Source organism: Pseudoalteromonas sp. MQS005 (assembly GCF_001661605.1).
In the GTDB taxonomy this organism is placed as follows: domain Bacteria; phylum Pseudomonadota; class Gammaproteobacteria; order Enterobacterales; family Alteromonadaceae; genus Pseudoalteromonas; species Pseudoalteromonas tetraodonis.
In genome coordinates, this window is record NZ_LYRQ01000007.1 from 55198 (window position 1) to 76613 (window position 21416).

At 40.0% G+C, this 21416-nt stretch carries 20 protein-coding genes; 5 read left to right on the forward strand and 15 right to left on the reverse strand.

Annotated features, from left to right (window positions below):
• The 4 genes from A9479_RS04510 to A9479_RS04525 all read right to left on the reverse strand — a co-directional run bounded on the left by A9479_RS04510 (window position 1) and on the right by A9479_RS04525 (window position 3060).
• The gene (locus A9479_RS04510; RefSeq protein WP_024602437.1) at window positions 1-477 is read right to left on the reverse strand and encodes a MarR family winged helix-turn-helix transcriptional regulator; all 477 of its coding nucleotides are present in this window, start codon (window positions 475-477) and stop codon (window positions 1-3) included.
• A 288-nt stretch (window positions 478-765) separates the two neighbouring features.
• Complete coding sequence (locus A9479_RS04515; protein WP_064662793.1) at window positions 766-1479, reverse strand: type 1 glutamine amidotransferase; 714 nt, start codon at window positions 1477-1479, stop codon at window positions 766-768.
• 71 nt (window positions 1480-1550) lie between these two features.
• Window positions 1551-2447, reverse strand: a complete 897-nt coding sequence (locus tag A9479_RS04520; RefSeq protein WP_064662794.1) for a spermidine synthase — start codon at window positions 2445-2447, stop codon at window positions 1551-1553.
• Entirely contained in the window at window positions 2440-3060 is a 621-nt protein-coding gene (locus A9479_RS04525; protein WP_064662795.1) for a fused MFS/spermidine synthase, read from the reverse strand. Before A9479_RS04525 ends, A9479_RS04520 begins: the two co-directional genes overlap by 8 nt.
• Window positions 3061-3222: 162 nt before the next feature.
• Between A9479_RS04525 and A9479_RS04530 the strand changes: the two genes are divergently transcribed.
• Complete coding sequence (locus tag A9479_RS04530) at window positions 3223-5298, forward strand: TonB-dependent siderophore receptor (protein WP_064662796.1); 2076 nt, start codon at window positions 3223-3225, stop codon at window positions 5296-5298.
• 254 nt (window positions 5299-5552) lie between these two features.
• On the forward strand, window positions 5553-6161 hold the full coding sequence (locus tag A9479_RS04535; protein ID WP_064662797.1) for a hypothetical protein: 609 nt from the start codon (window positions 5553-5555) through the stop codon (window positions 6159-6161).
• 203 nt (window positions 6162-6364) lie between these two features.
• Here A9479_RS04535 and A9479_RS04540 read toward each other — a convergent pair whose 3' ends face one another.
• Window positions 6365-6865: a lactoylglutathione lyase family protein gene (locus tag A9479_RS04540; protein WP_008130525.1), complete on the reverse strand. Its 501-nt coding sequence runs from the start codon at window positions 6863-6865 to the stop codon at window positions 6365-6367.
• A gap of 104 nt (window positions 6866-6969) precedes the next feature.
• Between A9479_RS04540 and A9479_RS04545 the strand changes: the two genes are divergently transcribed.
• A complete protein-coding gene (locus tag A9479_RS04545; protein ID WP_064662798.1) occupies window positions 6970-7836 on the forward strand; it encodes a LysR family transcriptional regulator in 867 nt (288 codons plus the stop codon).
• Window positions 7837-7873: 37 nt separating this feature from the next.
• Here A9479_RS04545 and A9479_RS04550 read toward each other — a convergent pair whose 3' ends face one another.
• From A9479_RS04550 to A9479_RS04575, 6 genes are read right to left on the reverse strand one after another with little or no spacing between them, the layout of a single operon-like run.
• Entirely contained in the window at window positions 7874-8953 is a 1080-nt protein-coding gene (locus tag A9479_RS04550) for a heparan-alpha-glucosaminide N-acetyltransferase domain-containing protein (RefSeq protein WP_064662799.1), read from the reverse strand.
• Window positions 8937-9575: a hypothetical protein gene (locus tag A9479_RS04555; RefSeq protein WP_064662800.1), complete on the reverse strand. Its 639-nt coding sequence runs from the start codon at window positions 9573-9575 to the stop codon at window positions 8937-8939. Before A9479_RS04555 ends, A9479_RS04550 begins: the two co-directional genes overlap by 17 nt.
• Entirely contained in the window at window positions 9568-11916 is a 2349-nt protein-coding gene (locus A9479_RS04560; RefSeq protein ID WP_064662801.1) for a GNAT family N-acetyltransferase, read from the reverse strand. Before A9479_RS04560 ends, A9479_RS04555 begins: the two co-directional genes overlap by 8 nt.
• 24 nt (window positions 11917-11940) lie before the next feature.
• Window positions 11941-13119: a hypothetical protein gene (locus A9479_RS04565; RefSeq protein WP_064662802.1), complete on the reverse strand. Its 1179-nt coding sequence runs from the start codon at window positions 13117-13119 to the stop codon at window positions 11941-11943.
• Window positions 13116-14435, reverse strand: coding sequence for a lysine N(6)-hydroxylase/L-ornithine N(5)-oxygenase family protein (locus A9479_RS04570; RefSeq protein ID WP_064662803.1), 1320 nt, complete (start codon window positions 14433-14435; stop codon window positions 13116-13118). The genes A9479_RS04565 and A9479_RS04570 overlap by 4 nt, the downstream gene beginning before the upstream one ends.
• Window positions 14435-15973, reverse strand: coding sequence for an aspartate aminotransferase family protein (locus tag A9479_RS04575; RefSeq protein ID WP_064662804.1), 1539 nt, complete (start codon window positions 15971-15973; stop codon window positions 14435-14437). Before A9479_RS04575 ends, A9479_RS04570 begins: the two co-directional genes overlap by 1 nt.
• A 384-nt stretch (window positions 15974-16357) precedes the next feature.
• On the opposite strand from A9479_RS04575, the gene A9479_RS04580 reads away from it, so the two are divergent.
• Window positions 16358-16807 (forward strand): GyrI-like domain-containing protein, encoded by a 450-nt coding sequence (locus A9479_RS04580; protein ID WP_064662805.1) that lies wholly within the window; start codon window positions 16358-16360, stop codon window positions 16805-16807.
• A gap of 331 nt (window positions 16808-17138) precedes the next feature.
• Here A9479_RS04580 and A9479_RS04585 read toward each other — a convergent pair whose 3' ends face one another.
• Both A9479_RS04585 and A9479_RS04590 read right to left on the reverse strand, forming a co-directional pair.
• Window positions 17139-17819 carry a haloacid dehalogenase type II gene (locus tag A9479_RS04585; RefSeq protein WP_064662806.1) on the reverse strand — a complete coding sequence of 227 codons (681 nt, stop codon included), beginning with the start codon at window positions 17817-17819 and terminating at the stop codon, window positions 17139-17141.
• Between the two features lie 174 nt (window positions 17820-17993).
• The gene (locus A9479_RS04590; RefSeq protein ID WP_064662807.1) at window positions 17994-18659 is read right to left on the reverse strand and encodes an FMN-dependent NADH-azoreductase; all 666 of its coding nucleotides are present in this window, start codon (window positions 18657-18659) and stop codon (window positions 17994-17996) included.
• Between the two features lie 131 nt (window positions 18660-18790).
• Between A9479_RS04590 and A9479_RS04595 the strand changes: the two genes are divergently transcribed.
• A complete protein-coding gene (locus A9479_RS04595) occupies window positions 18791-19642 on the forward strand; it encodes a LysR family transcriptional regulator (RefSeq protein WP_064662808.1) in 852 nt (283 codons plus the stop codon).
• Between the two features lie 386 nt (window positions 19643-20028).
• Here the strand turns inward: A9479_RS04595 and A9479_RS04600 are convergent, their stop codons facing one another.
• Window positions 20029-20538, reverse strand: coding sequence for a hypothetical protein (locus A9479_RS04600; protein WP_064662809.1), 510 nt, complete (start codon window positions 20536-20538; stop codon window positions 20029-20031).
• Complete coding sequence (locus A9479_RS04605) at window positions 20539-21228, reverse strand: hypothetical protein (RefSeq protein WP_064662810.1); 690 nt, start codon at window positions 21226-21228, stop codon at window positions 20539-20541. It abuts the gene before it with no gap.
• Between the last annotated feature and the right edge of the window lie 188 nt (window positions 21229-21416).

Here is a 21416-nt window from a genome sequence, read left to right on the forward strand (position 1 = left end):
TTATTTATCTCCAGATAAGCTTGCAATACAACGCCGCGCGTTTTCTTCCATTTGCACTAAACTGTGCGCCATACCATCAAGTTGCTCAGTACTTAAACCGGCATATAAACGCTGTTTAATATCGCTTGTTAGCTCTTTTAAATGTTCTAATAACTTTATACCCTCATCGGTAAAGTACAATTTTTTACTGCGTTTATCGTGTTCATCAACTTGTCGAATAACCAGATTTTGCTGCTCTAATTGCTTAATGGTGCGCGTTAATGAGGGCATTTCAATACCTAAACTGGTCGCCAACGCTTGCTGTGTTGCCCCTAAAGGTAAATGATGTAAGTGAATCATTGCCGTCCAGCGCGACTGAGTTAAACCTAAGGGTTCAACCGCCACTGTCACCGCTTCTCGACATAAGCGGTGCACTCGACCCATATTGCCGCATAAGGTTAAATCGAGTGTTTCATGAAAAGGAATAGTGCTACTCATAGGAACTCTTACTTGTGAATATCAGCAAATTTTAGCATTAGTTAGCAGGCTAAGTAAATAATTGGCATTTTAACTTCAGGTAAATAAGTTTTATTTAACCTGAACTCTGGTTAAGAGATTTACTAACGTTTGAATCAAAATGATATTTATGTTTATTTTCTCTAGCCAGAGATTTCCAGTGGAAACAAAGCGAAATTACGCGTCGAAAGCTCGCCTATTGCAAGTAAATTCAACGCAGTTAGCGCTGAAAATAGCTGCTTGAGATAGATTTATTATTTAGAGTTCAGGTTATTTAGATAAATAGTGTACGGCAAGCTTATCTAAGAAAGTATAAAGCTTATTGTTCATCTCATCATAGTCGTGACTTAAGAGCTTTTCGGGCTGTTCAACAAAGCGGTAATTATGGGCATTGGTTAAATCATCGTTGGCAATGAGGAGGATAACCACCTCGGTGGTCAATTCCATGTGGCATTGAAAACCAAATACTAAATCGCTATAAGCGACTATTTGCCTTGGACAACCTTCGCTATAGGCAATAATACTGGCTGTAGTAGTCAGCCCAGGCATATCGTTATGCCAATGCCCCACATTAAGCTCACTGCCAAAATGGCTAAATAACGGATGATTCAAACCTGCATCTGTGAGGATAATAGCAAACTTACCAATTTCCTTTTCTGGACTAGGTTGATAAGCCGCGCCTAACGCTTCACCAATTAATTGCGACCCCAAACAAACGCCCAACACTACTTTGTTTGCCGTGATCGCACTGGCAATAAAGGCTTGTTCTTTTTTGCTATCAAAATAAGCGCATTCTGCAAGGGATGTAGCGGGCGATTGTGGCCCACCCATTACGATTAAAAAGTCTATATCATCAGCATGTTGCGGTAAGTTTTCAGCTAAATAAATACGGGTATAAGACAGCGTATGACCATTCATTTTAGCCCAGGTTTCATAAGCGCCTGGCGCTTCAAAATGTTCGTGAATAATAAAGTGAATGTGCATTGCCGTTTCCTTAAAATATTATCTTTTTAATAAGTAATGGTCACCGGATATAAGTGACCATGTAACAGCTACTAAAAGTTAAGTAAATTTGCTGGAGAGTATTGATCGGTTAGCACCTTAGTATCACTTGGCCAATCTTGGCCATCTTTAGTGAAAAACATACGCTGGCTAATTGCCTCTATATCCACATCATAAGGGGCAAGTAACGGAGCTAGCTGCGTCACCCGCTGCGCTATTTGTTGCTCTGTAGGGATATTGCTATAACCAGCTAAAATAATACGATTACTGTTATTATTGGCTGTTACATTAATAAAATCGCCAAATACCGCATGATAGGTCGCCGACTCATGTTCATAGAGTTTACTTGATGAAAACGTGTTAGCAGCCACAATTCCGCCTTCGGCTAATACGCTTTTTATCTCTTCAAAAAACTCTTTTGTGAGTAAGTGCTCAGGAATGTAATCGCCATTAAACGCATCTAAAATAATCCAATCAAATTGCTGTTTTTTAAGCGCCGCACGTTTAATAAAAATACGCCCATCTTGCACTTTAGCAGTTACGTTATCGGTTTCTATAAAGTTAAAATAATCGCGCGCCACTTTAATTACCGCAGGATCTATTTCAACATTTTCAATATGCGCACTCGGGTATAGCTCGTGAATCATATTAGAAAGCGTACCGCCACCTAAACCAATAATGAGCACATTTTTAGGGTTATCAATCAGTAACAAACTAGAAAAAGCCAGCTTAGTGTAGTTAAACACGAGTTTTTTAGGGTCGCTAATGTACATGCAACTTTGGCTGCTTTGTCGGGTTTTTTCATCAAACTTTAAACAGCGTAAATCGCCAGTTTCTTCAACGAGTAGATTTCGATACAAGGAGCGCTCTTTATGCACAACATTAGCTGCACTGTATGATGAGAGCAGTAGCGCCGTAATACAAACAAACAGGGATTTAAACTTAAGCATAAACGGCCTCTCGTACTTTAAGTTTGTCAAAGGTAATAGCAATTAGCCCAAGCGTGCCCAATACACCAGCAAAACCTAAAATAATCGCGTTAACATCAAACGCCAGTACCATATAAAAAGAGGTAATAATGGTGCCCAGTGCGCTGCCTAAGGTACTTACAAAATAAAGGCCACCTGCTACTTGGCCGCTGCGCTCACTATTTGTGACCAGTAAACGTACGGAGTAGGGCGAGATCATGCCTAAAATAATGGTGGGTATAAAAAATAACGCGGTTGAGGCGAGTAACGAGCCATAGCGACTGTCTTCAATATGCGAAAAAATAAATGCCATAATTGGCTCAGCAAACAAAGAAATGGGTAGTACCATAATACTGGCAACTAAAAAGATTAACCCATATTTGGTCAACGAAGGATGACGAATAGACAGCTTACCCCCCAGTAAATACCCAAATGATAAGCTAAGCATAAATACCGTAATAATACTGCCCCAGATATGCACGCTACTGCCAAAGTAAGGCGCTAAAATTCGCCCACCTAATAGCTCTATTCCCATAATACTAAAGCCACTACTAAACGCTAAAAAGTAAATTAATGCATTTGTTTTTGTTAACATTATATTGTTCTTATTGTGTTATTTTTATCCATCTTAACGTGATAGCTGCATAGTCGCTAGTGTAAAAATTAGACGCACACATGGAGCGCAAAAAAACATTTTGTTATAAAGTAACACATGCTATAGTTTTGGTTATAATATAACGTTACTAAAAAGCATTTTATGAAGTACTCATTAATTTACTTAGCCTGCTTAAGTGCAAGCGCACAATGCCTTGCCCAAAGTCAACCAATAGAGAAAATTGCGGTTACATATAAACAAGCTTACCGAGGCGATATTCCTCAAAAGCAAATGCCACAATCAATCGAAACCCTCGATAACGCGATACTTGATCAAAAAGGAATAACTCAATTACAAGATGCGCTGGATTTTTCTGCCAGTATTTCTCGTAAAAATAACAGTGGCGCATTATGGGATAGCTTTTCGATTCGTGGATTATCGGGTAACGAAAACATGCCATCGGGTTACTTAATTAATGGTTTTAGCGGTGGGCGCGGGTTCAGCGGCCCTCGTGATGTATCAAACATTGAGTACATTGAAGTATTAAAAGGCCCAGGCTCCGCACTTTATGGCCGCTCAGAGCCCGGCGGTACAGTTAATATCGTGACCAAAAAACCTCAGTTTGAGCAACAGGGTGAGCTAAAGCTCAGCTTAGGTAGTGATAATTTTAATCGCGTTGAAGGTGACTATACAAACGGCATTAACGATAACACTGCATTTAGAATAAATGGCGCATGGCAAGATAGCGACAGCTACCGCGATGAGGTGTACACCCATAAAAAGGTGGTTACACCATCGATTTATCATCAAATAAACGCTTCAACCAGCATCACTTATGAATTTGAATACGTTGATTTAGCCCAGCTATTTGATCGTGGGGTTGTTGTACTTAATGATAATTTTAATACTGTCCCTAACTCGCGCTATTTAGGCAATCCAAACGATGGTGACACGCAAGTATATTCTCGTGGTCACCAAGTGACTTTAAATCATGATATAAACAATGAATGGTCACTCGTTGTAGGCGCAAACTACCGCAGCTCTACACTAACTGGGTTTTCTTCTGATGCTGAACTTGCACCCTCGCGCCAATCATTATTCGATGATGGCCGCACACTTACCCGCCAACAGCGCTACCGCGATTATGAAGTTGATGATACCAGCCTTAAATTTGAGCTAAGCGGGCATTTTGATACCGCAGGCATTACCCATCATTTATTAATCGGAGCCGACGCATACAAATACGACTTACGCACTGGACTTTATCGTTATCGCGGCGGTAACGGCACCTACACAATTGATATTTATCAACCTAATTATAACGTTGCGCGTCCTGAAGTAGGTTTACTCTACGAAAACAACGAACAACAAGATGCTTATGGTATATACGTTCAAGATCAAATGGATCTGACTGATAAATTTAAGCTATTAGTTGGCCTTAGGTTCGATAGCGTAGATCAAGACATTTTAGAAACCAAAAGTGCTGTGCTTTCAAGTAGCTCACAGAGCCAGGTAAGCCCGCGAATAGGCTTAGTATACGAGCTAAACAACGCTGTAACCTTATACAGCAGTTACTCTGAAGGCTTTTTACCATTAAGTGGCACAGATGCAAGTGGCGACCCATTTGGCTTTGAATACAGTGACTCAATTGAAGTAGGCGCTAAATTTAGCTACCAAGGCATAGCGGGTACCCTGGCATTATTTGATGCCACTAAAAGTAATATGTTAGTAGCCGACCCTGTAAACGTTGGCTTTTCAGCGCCTATTGGTAAAGCAAACAGTAAAGGTGTTGAACTCGATTTAAGTACTTACATTACTGATGATACAAAGTTTAATTTATCTTACGCTTATATAGATGCCAGTACTGCAAACGACATAATAAATGCTGATTGGGGCGTGCCAATAAAGAAAGGCAGCCCATTAGTCAATGTACCTAAAAATAACTTAAACCTAACACTTAGCCATCAAACAGCCTTGCTTGGTAAAGAGCTTGAGCTAGGGGCTAGTTATCAGTACACCAGTGAGCGATTAGGCGATGCCGCCGATTTAACATTTAACTTACCGAGTTATCAATTAGTTGGCATTTTTGGACAAGTAAATTTAACCGAGCGCACCAAGTTAAATATCAGTTTTAACAACATTTTTGATGAAGAATATGCCCAAAGTAGCTACAACGCATTATGGGTTTACCCAGGTGCGCCTACTCAATTTAAGATGTCATTGGCCTATCAATTCTAACAATTTCATAGTCCCGATTAGCTATTTCAACCCGACTTTGGTTATTTAGCTTTTCATCCAAAGCGTCTTAATGTAGTGGTTAAGGCGCTTTTTTTGGATAATAAACAGCCGCTGTTAACCCCCTTTACAGTCACTTTCATCTTATAAAATAGCAGTCTGCATTATGACATTTTAGGTACGCTGTATTATAAAACATGTTATAAATATCACACTAAAATACAGCGACTCCGGTTAGATTTAAAGGGCAAGAATAAATGGATACAAGCAGCAATAATAGCTCGTTAATTATTTTTCTTATTTCTGCATGTTTATTGTTACCATTCCTAGAAAGCATGCATGGTGGAGCGCTTTGGGGTTTAAATTGGCACTCTCCACGGCTTATGGATACATTAAGCCATAATCTACTTTATATAAAATTAGTGTTGGTAATTACGGGTTTAATACTGCTTTTCACCAAACCTAAAAAAATTAAAAGCATAATTAAAAATAAAATAGCCCAGTGGTTGTTCTATATCATTCTTACATTAGTTGGTGTAATACAAATTCCTTTTTTGTGTTTAGGGATTTTAGTCAATGCTTCTTCATTATCAACGCCTGATTATATTCACAAACAAAGCACGTTTACTGATCGTACTATTTATATTTATACCGCAGACCCTGGGGCAATGGGGAAAGCCTATCATTATGCGTATTTAAATTGCCCGCTAGCATTTGGCCGTTATGAGCTAAAGCGAATTGCTAAACTCAATTGGATGCGCGAATACACGTTTTACATTGAAAAGAATAATCTGATAGTAATTGATAAAAATTCTGATGGTTTAACGCATACTTTTGATATGAGTGATGTAACCTGTTCGAGCTGATACCTCCTTTTTATAATTAGCTTAGGTTACAACTTTCAATTAAGTCTCCATAATTGCCCTTAATGCTAATAAAAATTTCGACTTAAAGGCCGAGTTATTAGCACTAACTCATTTAGATCACGTATTCTTTTTAGGCACAAAAAGCCGCAGTATTTATTACTGCGGCCTTTTTATTTAAGCTATAAATTTAAGCAAGCTCCAGTTTAATAAGCACCAGCGCTATATATAAGCTCGTAGCTGTGGCTGTAAATCTCAAGGATGTTACCAAACGGGTCTTCCATGTAGATCATGCGGTACGGCTTTTCACCAGGGTAATAGTAGCGTGGCTCTGGCATACGTTTTTTACCACCTGCAGCAACAATACGATCCGCTAAGCCTTCTACATCTGGGTCTTGTACACAGAAATGGAAGATACCGGTTTTCCAGTATTCAAAGTTGTCTTTAGGGTTTTCTTGGTCTTTAAATTCAAAAATTTCTACACCAATTCGGTCGCCTGTTGAAAGATGCGCTATTTTGAATTTTTCCCAATTTGGACCAAATACATCGGTACACATTTCGCCAATTGGGCTGTTGTCTTCAGTAATCACGGTAGGCTCCATTATGGTGTACCAGCCCATCACCTTAGTGTAAAACTCTACGGCTTTTTCAACATCCGGTACTGAAATACCGATGTGCGAAAAACTACGTGGATATGTATGACTCATAATAAATACTCCTACTTAACTATGTTTAGTTGATGGAGTGAGTTTACGAATTGACCAACATTAAGTAAAATTATCATTAATCATCATTTTGAGTATATTTTGTAATGATAAATCCGACATGGTTAAACACGTTTTGTACTTTAGTTGAGGTAAACCATTTTACCCAAACCGCCGAGCGCCTTTATATGACCCAGTCAGGCGTAAGCCAACATATAAAAAAGTTAGAGCAGCAAGTAGATTGCGCCTTGCTTGAGCGCCACGGTAAACAATTTACCCTTACCGTTCAGGGTCAAAATTTATATCAGCAGGGTAGTCAGTTACTCAAAGAATGGCAGTTTTTACAGCAGCAATTAAAAGATGATTCACCTTACAGCGGTTTAGTTAAAATACAGTCGCCAGGCAGTTGTGGACTGCAGTTTTACAATCAACTATTAGCACTGCAAGTAGAGCACAAGGAGCTAATTATAGATTACCGCTTTGCTCCAAATACCAGTGTTGAACAAGCAGTGGCAAACCATAGTGCCGATATTGGCTTTTTAACTCAAGCGCCTACCCTTAGTGAAGTAACCAGCCATAAAATAGGCCAAGAGCTTTTACTATTGGTAACACCGGCCGCAATAAAAAGCCCAACATGGAGCGCATTAAATGAACTGGGCTTTATTAGCCACCCCGATGCAAAACATCATGCACAGCTTTTACTTAGCGAAAACTACAGTGAATTTGAACATGTTGATCAAATTAAGCAAACGGGGTTTTCTAACCAAATAAGTTTAATACTGGAACCGGTAAGTTTAGGGCTGGGTTTTACGGTTTTACCAGCACACGCAGTAAGTGCTTTTAATAAACCTGCGCTTATTAAAACGCATCATTTAACCAAACCAATTAGCGAAAATATTTATGTGTGTCATCATCGCAATAGGCCGTTAGCAAAGCGTATGCATTGCGTTATTGATGCGATAAAAGCAGGCTAGGGCACCCAAATCAGCGCCCGTAAAGCCCCTTTACAGCTTAAGCTGTACGTTTGGTTTTTTGCGTAATGTCTGTGAGGCTCTGTTTGCTTTTAAAATAAACCTTATGCACAGCAAAAGTCAGTAAAGTCATTAGTACCATCATACAAAGTGTCGGCCAAAGGCTAAGGGTATGATAACCAAGCGCCCCCATAAACCAGCAAATAAGTACCCATTGAATAACATAGAGCGCGGTTACATGTTTACTGGCATATAAAAGAGCACGTGTAATAGGGCCATTATATTTATCAGCAAAAATAAACTGTATAGCCGATAGTGCACATAAATTTAAGCCAACTAAATAGCTAATACCGCCGCCATTTAAATGGAAAAAGTTGCCAAACTGTCCTTTAAAATCAATGGCTAACCATATGCCGCCAATAACAAGTAAAGCAGCACCAAGTTGTGCACATACTTTATATAAGTAATCGGCATTTTGTTGATTACTAAGGTATAAACGACCAAGTACATACCCCGTTAATATCGCACTTATCCAAGGAAATACCGGAAAATACACTTGATAGTTATTAGCAAAAAACAAATCGCTAATATAAGGTGAAAGCGTAAATTGTTGCCCCCTCACAAACTGGCTCATAACTGCAATTGCAATGGCTAAAACCGCAATCCATATTGTTTTCCAACGGGCAATATTAAGCACACCAAACAGCAATAAGCTAACTCCAGCCAGTTGTAAAATATCACCTGTTAACACCATAAATTGTAACTGCCCAGCACTCAAAGGGCTTTGCCAGCCATAAGCATTTATAAACGCCTCGGGCATGGTATTAAATACTTCAATAGGTAGCCAAAACTTGGCCGCATTCATTAAATAGGCAAGCAGTAAAAGCTGAATGCCACGCTTAATTAACAGCAAGGGTGTTTGCCTACGCGAAAGCGCCATAGATAGCCCCATTGCCACCAAAAACGAGGCGATGCCTTTGCCAAGTATATGCACAACCGTACCAAATGCGCTTTCACTTTGAAGCGTTGTGGAGGCATACATCCATAAGGTATGCACAATAATCATAATGAAAACGCTCGCACCACGCGCAAGGTCAATTGTTTTAAGACGTTGGTTCATTGGTTTTAATGTCCTTTTTAGGGCAGGTTTGGCATTTGCTATAACCGGCTAAATAATAGCGGCAACAGGTTAAACGCTGGGGTTTTTCAGTAAATGGCGCATCAAGATTAAAGTGTTCACAAATAAGGGTATGCAGCTGACGATGGCAATTGTTGATATGTAAAGTAGTAGCAAGGGCTAAGCTATGAGCTCGCTCAATGGCGCTACTTAATGAATCGAGTAATAACCGTGCTTGTTCTTTTTTACCCAGCGCGTAGTCGGTATTTATCCATGCACCAACTTGGCTTATAAAATGAGTAAACGCTTTGGTTTGCTCAGTTTTACTTACTAACACGCTATTATTGAGGTTAAACCCACGACAATAAGCGCCATTTATCGCTAACGGCATGTTAATGGGATCTGCCGTACTTTGCTTGCAAGCAAACCAATAGCAATAAGCGTAAATAGCTTGCCAACAAAGCTGTAAATACAAATGCCGACTAATAAATTGCTTAGGCGCAGTAGGGTACTGCGCCTTACAACGAACAGTTAAAGCGCGCACTAATAATAAGCTCGGTTTAAAAGTTCGTTGTACGGGTTGTTGGCAATATAAAAACTGCGCAAGGGTAATCGGTTTAGCCATACAGCTTTGCCGATACGGGGTTATTTAAGTTACCAGCAAACTGCAAACTACCTGCAGGATCGGTTAAATCAACCATTTGCTCATTATTACCCAGCTGTAAGCGGTTTAAACAAGAGTGAGCAAACTCATCACTAAAAAAGTCATACTCTTTAAATCGCTCATTTAAAGCAGGATTAGCATGTTGATATGCTTTAACACTTTGGGTAACACACTGCCAAAAGTCATGCTCTGTAATACGCTCTTCTCGCACTAAAATTGCTACTAAGTATCTAAAGAAACAGTCAAATACATCGGTAAATATACTTAACAGCTCAAGCTCTTTAGGCATAGAAACATGAATACGTTCAACCCCTGCAGGCAATACTTCAGTGCTATTAAGTAAGGCAACCTCTTCACCTATGTCTTTCATATATGCGCCCACTGGCACCGAATTTTTAAGCTTTAAAATGAGGTTTTCGCCGTGAGGCATAAACACTAATTTATGCGCGTAAAAGCAATGTACTAGCGGAATTAAATAAGCATTAAAGTACGCATGTAACCACTGCTGCGTGCTCAAACCACTTTGCGTTATCCATTCGCCCACTAAACTTTGGCCATTATTATCTAAGTGTAATAACGCTGCCATGGTGGTCAGTTGTTCATCACTATGTAAATTGTGATTTGGGTTTTCTCGCCATAAACAGGCAAACATTTTACGATAGGGTGTATCTCCTAGCGCGTGTTGCTCAAACGTATGATGGGCATAACCTAAGGTGGCGTATTCTCTAAGCGCTGTAAAATTAGCGCCTGCGAGTTGTTGATCTTGGCTAACCTTAGCAAATACCCAATCGTTAATGGCAGGAGTCACCGCCATGTAAGCACGCGATAGGCCACGCATAAATCCCATATTTAAAATAGACAACGCCACTTTTAAATACGGTTTATGCGGGTGCGAGCAGTTATATAAGGTCCGAATTGATTGTTGCGCTTGATATAAGTCGTCACCTTCACCTAAATACACTAATCGCTGATTTGCCAACTCATTTGCAAATACCACACTCAATTTGTGTTGGTACTGCCAAGGGTGAGCAGGAATGAGTAAGTAATCATCGGGGTTAAGGTTTTGAGCTTTTAGCGCTTTGTTAAACGCATCTCGAGTGGTTAAATCTAGTTCATCACTTATATGGCTTGGGTAGTCGGCAAAGTATTCACTATGGGCAAAGTCGCATACCGCTTTATGCGCTGCTAACCACAGTACTTTAAACGGTTTGCCTACTTCTGGCGCATAACGTAAAAAGTCAGCTTTACTAAAACCAATGCGGCCATTATTAGCAACAAAGGCAGGATGACCTTCACTCATTGCAGCTTCTATTTTTTGCAGCCCTAAATTAGCTAACTGCGCCGCTGTTAACGTGTTATTTTCACGTTTAAAGCACGCACTGGCTAAAGTAGCATTTAGCTCTTCAAGGTAGGTGGCAAGGCGCTTACCCGTTAAACCTAGCGCAGGCCCTTGCATACTAAAAAAGTGCAACACATCTAGCGGCTGCAGCTCTTCGTTAAGGTTGTAAAAGCATAGGCTTGGCTCGTCTATATCAATATGGTTTAGTGCCATAGCACGGCCATTAAAAATAAAGTAACCGCCTTCAACATTCACTTTAAAGCCTTGCTTTGTTGTCTCTGCGGCCAATAAACGCTCGTGCACTAGCTCGGTGAGGGCTTTAGCTTGTAAATGTCGGTTTGCCCATTGCCAATGAGGCTGTATCACGTAATCAGTTTGCAAAGGCGCTAACGAATCAGTAAATAGTTGGCTGTGCCTATCAAAGGCTGCTTTGTCACAAAAACCTAAATAAGCGGCTTTTTCGCCTAGTTGAATTTGCTGGGTGTGCACAAATCCCAAACGTTTATTTAAAGTATGAATTTTACTATTTGCAATGTCGGGCTCAACCACAACACGGGCCGCGCTGTTTTGAGCAAAAATACTTTGCAGCACGCACTGCATCATTTCAAAACTAAAATGGCGCTTAGGTGCCGTGTTAGGCGCTAATAAAATATGCATACCCACATCATTCGGTTCCACCTCGTACGCCGCTCTCATTAAGCTTTCGTGCTCTGGGCTATAAAGCTCAACTAAAGCCAATAGGTTGTTATTTTGCTCGATCACGTATGCCTGATGATGAGGCGTATCAATAATAGCTTGATACGCTTTAGTTATTTGTTGCTCGGTTTGCTGCTGCATCCCCCAAAAGTGCGCATACGGTTGCTTAAGCCAATCGCATATTGTTGGCATATCTGTTTGTTGTAATAACCGCATCGTCACTTTGCCGGTATGCTGTAGGGTGGTTACAAAAGATGAAAAATACATAAAAACTCCAATAAATCTTAAAAACTATGACGCTGAACGCGCAGTTCGAGCAACAGCCTTAACCCGCCAAAGCAAAATAAAGGCAAGGCTTGCAAAGCCAATGGCAGCAAAGTAAAACACAACCGTTGTTGAAAGATGCTCTACGCTCATACCCACTAGTAACGACGCTAAAATAACCCCTATATTTTGAGCAATGTGCACTTTGGCAAAGTCGCTGCCGTAATGTGCAGGCTCACTTTTAGCAAATAGCATTACCTCTAGCAGTACCATCACTTGAAATAGCGCAAAGCCATATAAAACACGTGATAAAATCACTAACCCCACCGACGCCTGCGCTTGTAAATAAAGCCCAAGCGCCCCTAAAATAAGTGCACATAACAAAGTGCTAGTGCGGCTTAATGTTGGCAGTGGTAGATGCTGCCTGAAATGGTTAAAAACCAGCATAACAAGCGCTGCAAAAGCAGGAATGGCGTATACAACAGCGCTTTGCAAGGTGCTGCTTTGTGCGTTTAATGCTTGCCAATGAGTAGTAAAGAAAGGGCGAATTAAAAACGCGCTAAAATAAACCACCACACTTAAAAAGCAAAATTGCCAAATAAAATAGGGAATACGTTCTCGCGGTTTTTCAGTCGCTATTGCTTGTTGATAAATACCGGTTTTTAATGAATACATTAAGTAGGCACACAATAAAACCTGCACCATATCACCGGCACTGCTCAACAAAAGTGCATAGCGAGGTTCACCTAAGCTAAAAAAGTATCCGCCAATTAATGCGCCACCTATAGCGCCAAAGTGCATCAATACAGAAAACAAACCAATAATTGATAAGTGTTTAGTTTGCTGCTCTAGTCGCAATGCAAATGGGTATATAAGCAGGTAACTTGCTTTTAGTACCAGCATGAGCTGGTAGTAAAACCAAAACTCCCACGCCGTTGTTGCAAAATAACAAAGCACGCCAAAACCAGCGGCAATCATTTGGGTTATTAACCATAAAGCCAACTCATTGTATTTTTTGGCGACTTTAGCCCACAGCGGTAAAGCCAGCATCACAGTAATACAACAGTTGGCCACAAATAAACCAATAATTGTTGCGTTACTAATGGCAAATTCGCTGGCAAAAAATTGCGGATAAAACGGCAGCAGCAAGGTATCGCACACCACCGAGATCACCGTCAGTAAAATAAGTGCTAAACGAAGACTCATGCGGCGCTACTCTGCTGTTGTGTTGATAGGGTGACATCACTTAAATCAAAGTTTTGAAAAGCAATTTTTTGCTCAACCTGATAAGGCGAATAACCTAAAATTTCACGTAAAATAATACTATTACGGTAGCAAGCCATACCTAAATCTGGAGTTACAAAACCATGAGTATGCTGCTCGGCATTTTGTACAAAAATACGTTTTTGTTCGCTATCTACCGCATATTCACGGCTTACTAAATAACGACCTTGCTCATCTTGGGGTAATTGGTGGGCAATATTATTTAAAAAAGCAGGGCGCTGATATTTAAAGCCCGTGGCGCAAATTAAAAAGTCGGTTTCTATTGAAAAGGGCTGCTCAAGCTCCTGATGATAAAACTCAGTCAGTAAACGCTTACCTACTTTTTGAGTGCCTGTTAGACTGCTGTTAGTTTTAAATGTAGTAGAAATTAGCCCATCAAGGCTTTGCGCGTAGAGGGTGTCGAAAATGTCGTTAATTAAATCGCCGTTAATGCCCTTAAATAGGTTTTTTTGGCTTTGATTGAGCCAATCTCGCTGCTCAGTTTTTAAATTATAAAAGTAATCTACATACTCAGGAGAGGTCATTTCAAGGGTGAGTTTAGTATACTCAAGCGGAAAATAGCGCGGTGAGCGTGCTATCCAATCTAACTGCAAGCCTTGCGGTACTGCTTGCTGTAATAAGGTGTGGTAAATTTCTGCTGCACTTTGTCCAGCCCCTACCACGGTAACCCGTTTAGCCGCTTTTAATTCATCAAGCCGATGACAAAAATCGCTACTGTGCATTACGTTATTTGAGTTACTTTGCACAGCGCAATCAGGAATATACGGTGCAGGCCCTGTGCCCAAAACAATATGGCGAGTCACATAATGTTGTATGCCATTAGGGGTGTTACAGCTAACGGTATAACACTCACTTTGCGGGCAAAACTCAACTTGAGTGACTGTTTGTTCAAAGTTAACATTTGAAAGCTGCGAGCAAACCCATTGGCAATATAAGTTGTATTCACGGCGCAATAAAAAAAAGCTTTCGCGAATATAAAACGGGTATAAACGATTATTTAATTTGGCATAATTTAAAAAGCTATACTGGCTGGTTGGATCTGCCATGGTTACTAAATCCGACATAAACGGAGTTTGTAATGTAACGCCTTCTAGCATCATTCCTGGGTGCCAATCAAATTCACTGCGTTGTTCTAAAAACAGGCTTTTTACATCTTCAAGCGGTTCACTTAAACACGCTAAAGATAAGTTAAATGGGCCAAGGCCAATAGCGATAAAATCGTAAGGTTGATTATCCATTATGCAATTTCCCTATAAGTTTGCCATGCAATGTGGCTAATTTGCTCAATAACAGCACGTACATCAGATAATTGGCACTGCGCATTAAGCAATGTAAATTTAAGATAATGGCGGCCATTTATTTTTGTACGGGCAACCATGGCTTCACCGGTTTGTAAAAACGTTTGTCGTACATGCAGGTTTAAAGAGTCGAGTAAATCAAGGTCATGTTTTAAATCATCAGGGGCAAATCTAAATACTAAGGCACTAAGCTCGGGGTAGTTAACTACTTCAAAATCGGGGTGGTCGTTAAGTACAATATGCGTTTGGCGCGCAAGGCCAATAACTTTATCGAACGCGCGGCCAAGCGGTGCTTCTCCAGTGGTGCGCAGTGTTAGCCATAACTTTAAGGCATCAAAACGGCGAGTGGTTTGTAGGCTTTTATCAACCAAATTAGGCGTGCCATTTCCCGCCTCTGCTAATGGGTTTAAATAATCGGCATATAAAGTAATGTGGCTAAAATGGCGTTTATCGCTTAATAAAAAGGCACTACAACTAACCGGTTGCATAAATGATTTGTGATAATCAATCGTTATTGAATCAACCAACTCAATGCCATTAAGCGCATTGCGGTGGTGCTCGCTCACCAACAAACCGCCACCATAAGCGCCATCTACGTGGCACCATAGCTGCTCTTCTTTAGCTAGCATGGCAATATTATGAATTGGATCGATAGAGCCAAAATCGGTTGTGCCGGCGGTAATAACCACCGCAATGGGTAAATCACCTTGCGCTTTGCTTGTTGCTATGGCGGTTTTAAGTGAGTCCATATCCATTTGCATTTTATGGTTTGTTGCAACCGGCACCACGGCGTCATAACCGAGCCCCAATAACGCCGCCGCTTTTTGAATACTAAAATGGGCCACCTCAGAGCAGTAAATTTTAAAGCGCGAGGCAACAGCTGGTAAGCCCTGAAGTTTTACCTGATGTTCTGGCGCATATCGACTAACAGCCACTTCACGAGCAACTAACATTGCCATTAAGTTTGATTGTGTACCGCCACTAGTAAACACTCCATCGGCAGTGCTTGGCAATGCTGCTTTTTGGCATGTCCAATCAATCAGCTTTTGCTCAATTAAGGTCGCACCTGCACTTTGATCCCACGTATCTACCGAGGTATTAATAGCAGCAATAATGTGTTCGGCCACCACAGCAGGATAGGTTACAGGGCAGTTTAAATGCGCCATGTAGCGAGGATGATGAAAATACACGGCATGATCTAAATACACGCCTTTTAGCTCTTCAAGCACCGCCGGAAAGTCAGCCAAAGGCTTTGATAAATCAACATCGTTTGCTACTTTTGCTAACGCATTTACCGACACACCTGAAAATGGCTTTTGGGCTTTAGCCATCGCTTGCTGTACCGCCGACAACCCTTGCAAAGACGCTATTTGATAATTAATGAACTGCTCTAAATTGAATTGTGGGGGCAGGCCGCTTTGTTCAAATACAGCCTGTTTTTCAATGGTATTAATATTTAACACTTGAGATTGAGACACATCAATATTCCTTGAGTACACTTTTTAGGTGTAAGGATCTTAATGATAATGATTTACATTTACAATAATGAAAAAAGATTAGATAGCAACTTTTTTTTAATTAGAGCTAATAAGCTTGTCGTATATTTTTAACAAAAATCGATAAGCCATATTATTAAACGTCAAGCATTACATGCAAAAAATAAAGTTAAAAAATAGAAAGTTAAGTAAATTATTTTAGCGGTAGCAAAGCCACGTTTAGCGATTGGCACCTATTTAAACATGAGCAATAAACACGCAATTGAGGTTAATAATCACTGTTTATGAAATATTTAATACAAAATTTAAAGTATTGGCGGTTTTTCTGTTACGTTGGTGTTTGTATTAACGCTAAAGGACGTCATGATGGAAGTAAAACAATTAGCAAGTCAGACCTTAATCGGCTTAAAAGTAAGAACCTGCAACGCCAATGAAATGAATGCTGGCACTGCAAATATAGCTGAACTTTGGCAAAAATTTGGTGAAAAGTTTGCCAACAGCCTTACAGAAAACACCAAAGTGTATGGTGTGTATACTAATTACGAAAGCGATCTCACAGGCGATTTTGACGTAATTGCCTGCTGCGATAATTTATCAATTAAACTCCCTGAAGCTAAAAAAGTAACCATCCAAGCGGGGCGTTATTTGGTATTTAAAGGTGAGGGTGAAATGCCCGATGCAGTGATCGATTTATGGGGCGAAATTTGGCAATACTTCAGCTCAGACGATTGCCGTTATGCCCGCACTTACACCAGTGATTTTGAGTATTATAAAAACAGTAACGAAATAGAAATTGCCATTGCAATTGAAGACTAGGGTCTGTTGACCTTTGCGGATTAAAATTTGTTCAAACTAGGGGCGGTTTAATCGCGGCGCGAGGTTTGTAACCTAGTGGGCTAAGTAAAAACCGAGCAACAAAGAGTAAATCGCCCCTAGGCAGAACCCGAAGGGCAGCGCCTGTTTGGCATTGATGCTGCGTTATCGCCTATTTATGGGGAATAACCACACCACATAGGCTCAGCCTTGCCTAAATACCAAACAGACTGCTGCAAATTTAACCTTGAAAGATCAACAGACCCTAAAACGGCTAGGTTTGTAAGCGCAAACCTAGCCTTTCATTGGTGTAATTTAACCCCTGCCCACTAAATCATTGGTTATTACTGGCTAGCTTGGTTTTTAAATCATGTATATCGCACGCCTTTATTGTAGGCTCAAGTTCCCAAGGATCAAAAATAGCCTCATTTGAGCGCTGTATCCAAGCAGCACGCATACCGTGCGATAACGCCCCAATAACATCAAACGGGTTACTCGATATCAACCAGGTATTAGCACCGGTTGAATTTGTCTGACGTAAAAAATGACTATAAACACCGGGGTTGGGCTTAAAGGTTTTAATGTCATCGGCGCTCACTACGCCTTCAAAAAGCTCACTTATGCCTGCGGCTTCCAGCAAGGTATTTACCGCACTGGCCGCACCATTAGAAAACGCAAATAGCCGATAGTTTTGTGCTTTTAAGCTCTCAAGCCCTGCTTTTACATCATCAAATGCGGGGAGTGTTTTATAACGTGCTAATAACTGTGCTTTTTGCTCATCGCTTAAAGTTACCTTGTGCAGTAAACACGCATAATTAAGTGCATGCTCAGTACACACCGAAAACGGCACGTAGTTTTGCATTAAGCCACGCCTAAACGAATATTCGAGTTGTTTTTCACGCCAAGTGGTCGAAAATGCGTGCGCGTTATCACCAATCATATTTTCAAGTAACGACACCACGCCATGTGTGTTTATAAGCGTACCGTATACATCAAACGCCAATGTAGTTGCCATTAATGACTCCTGTTTAAATCGTTACTAAAACGCAATTTTACTACTCAATATTAATCACCTTATCAGTTAATAAAGTACAGTAACAGCACCCGCGTTTTAAGCAGTTACTGTAAACCCCCGTTACGGTTTGAGTAAAAATACCGCAAGGTAAATGCGGTATTTTATATTTAAATATTATTGATTACTTAACTTTAGCCCTAGCGCTGCTGCTTGGCTATAAGCATTATCTAGCGATAGTTGATGGCGTACATCGACAAACTCTTGATACTCTGAGGCAATTTCATGAATGGTGCTCACGCCTAAATATTTGCTCAACGTACGTAAGTGCGGCACTAAATGGCTCATATGCTCACGTATGCCGCCTTGCTCAAAACCAAATTCACCGGTTGAGGTGATCACAACTAATATTTTACCGTCCAGCAAAGGCTGCAGTGGGAAATCCCCACGAGCAAGATCAAAATCAAAAGTTTGGTTTATACGTATTACTTGATCAAACCATGCCTTTAACTGTGCGGGCATACCGTAGTTATACATAGGCGAGGAAATCACAATAATATCGGCAGCGGCAATTTCAGCGATTAATGTGCCTGACAAGGCCAGTAACTGTTGTTGCTCAGCAGTCTTTTTATCATCAGGGGTAAATACTGCGCCTATCCAGTCTTGAGTAATAAAAGGCGGCGGATTTACACCAACATCACGGTAAAAATACTCATCTATAGCTTGGTGTTGTGCAAAGCTATTAATAAATTGCTTAGCAATATTTTTAGAGATTGAATCATGAGCTGGGTTGTCGTTTTTAACAGCTCTTACGCTTGCATCAACGTGAAGTAGGGTAGTCATACTGTTTATCCTGTTAGTAAATGTACAGCAATCATCTAACTAACAGACATATTTCACAAACGAGTAAACCTTAACTATAAATAAGTTATACTCATCTATAAGTAAATTCTATTTTGTGTGAATAATCCCCCATGCAAGTATCACTACAAGCACTCAAAGCCTTTGAAGCTGCGGCGCGTTTAGGCAGTTTTAAAGCCGCCGCGGATGAACTATCGCTCACGCCAACCGCGATTTCGCATCATATAAATAACCTTGAAAACCGTTTAAATGTGGATTTATTTTACCGCCAAGTTAGAAAAATCACTCTTACCCCCACAGGTGAATATTTAAGTGAAGCAACAAGCAACGGCTTTAACCTTATTAATCAAGCGCTAGCTACCGTACAAGCCAAAGGCACCGCCGTTAAAATTACCACTACGTCATCACTGGCCGCACTGCGTTTAATACCCGCATTACAGGAGCTATCAAAAAGTCAGCCCAATCTTGAGGTGGATATATCAACCAGTGAAGCCGTTGATAAGCAATTGCACACCTTACCGATTCGCTTTGGCCAACAGCGCAATATAAACGCTGATGACATTATAAAAACCGAACAATTTAACCTGTTTGGATCATACAAAGCCGCGGATATCCCATGGCAAAACGGCCCAGTTACGCTCTATACCACTAAATGGAAAAACAACGCGCTAAGTGAGCCTCCAATTAAACAATGGCTTACTCAAAACAACTTAGACCCTGCGTTATTTAGTATTAAAACATTTGACCAAGAGCTATTTGGTATTCAAGAAGCTATGGCAGGCTCAGGACTGGTTTTTTGCTCAACCACGCTAGTACAACGATTATTAGACACCGAGTTACTTAAAAGCTTTAATACTCATGCAGTTGAATCTGACTTTTACTATTACATACCCAATAAACAGCGCTTTCAAACCCGAGATACACGCATAGTTTTAGAGTGGGTAGAAGAGTTGTTGAGTTTATAAGGGCTAGTTATAAATCTAATTAAGTAATAGCTAAAAGTAGAGGGTTACTTAATTATCTTATTGATTTAGACTTTACCTGATAATTAAAATAAGAATAATTGGTCAGTCAATAAATTTAATGTATGAAGTCAAGATTTGACTCTGGCGAAGGGGCGAAAGCCAAGGGCCTTAACTAATCATCAACGATGCTTAACCGCCTAAATTCATATGGGTGACTGGTGTATATTCACACCAGTCGACGTCATTACTAGGTGCGTAGTCATATTTAAATTGAGTTTAAATAATAAGAACACTTGGCTTTTTGAATAAAAAGATCAAGAAAACACAGCTGCCTGCTTGATCGGAACTTTCTAATGGGTGACCCTATTCACCTCATTTTAATTCTATCAGTAGCAATTATCTCTTGAGGTCAAAAGCCTGTTGGACCTAAAGACTTTAAAGTCGAGCGGATAACTATTTATATAAGCAGAAAATGTTAGGTATAACATGTATTCGTCGCCTGATTTTAATTCAAATTCTTTATCATAAAAAACATCAAACTCTCGCTTTGAATATGGAGCAAGGACTAAACTCGATATAGGGTCATTACCTTCATAACTAGAAAACTTGTTCTTTCTAGCATATTCCCAACGTGTGTAATGCTCTGAATATGATTTCTTTTGAACAACTTTAATGGCATCCGACTCCCAAATGCCGAACTTGTCATTTGCACCTTCTATATTTACATAGGTGCCAGTCATATTGTGAAACTTTAAAGTAGCAATGCCCTTAACCACTGAACAAGTCACATCAATATAGACCTTATTATACAAATCAACACTATGTTCAGCAGCCATGCTAGACATAGTGTGAGATGATAAAATAGCACCCCCCAACAGTATTAATTTATCAATCACTTATAACCTCTTATTTTGGAGCACAAAATCAAGTGTATAAACATTTTTATATAGAGCAGCTCTATCTAACCTTTGACTGTCTAACGCCTGAGTGTCTGTATAAAAAGGGCGATACCGAGCATTATTAGCACGAATACTAATCTCCTTTTTATTAAAATGGTAACCTCCATTCGGGTGATCCCCGCCAAATGAATGTGAAATCTCGTGTATAAGACCACTCACTGAACTACCATTTAAATAAGTTGTAGTCATTGATATCTCAACAGTAATTATATTATAAGTACCTTCAAATCCTACATCATTTGTATCAATTACTTTAATAGATGATGGGTTTTTAATAATTTCACTAAGTTTTGCATCTATTTTCCCAGCATCTTTTATTAAGAGATCAGCGGTAGTTTTAAATTCGCTGTTATCAACAAAACCATAATTACTCTTTGCTGTTTCATACTTTTCACCTGTTTCAGATCTTAACTCTTGAACTAGATCATTTATTCTAGCTTTAGCACGTACAACAATTTTGCTTTTTTCATTCTCTGTGGCATCTCTAGATTTACTGTCTTTTAAAGTACCATCATTACTGCTATGCAGTATATGCCCATCAGTATCACCTGCCCCCTGCTCTTCACCCACACTATTAAGCAAAAGGGGGCAAATCTTGACTTCAGAAATTATAGATCCTGACAGCATGCAAATGGGGCACTTTCCACTCAATCGATAGTACCTAGCGGCCCGGTTAAATTTAACTATTTTTGCTGGTTTTGTTGCACTCTATCCAACCAATATTCAACTAACTTAAAACCTTTCACCTTTTGCCTTTAACCTTGCATTTCAGCTGTAAACCCCCATGACATTTTGATTAAAAAAGCCACACCTCA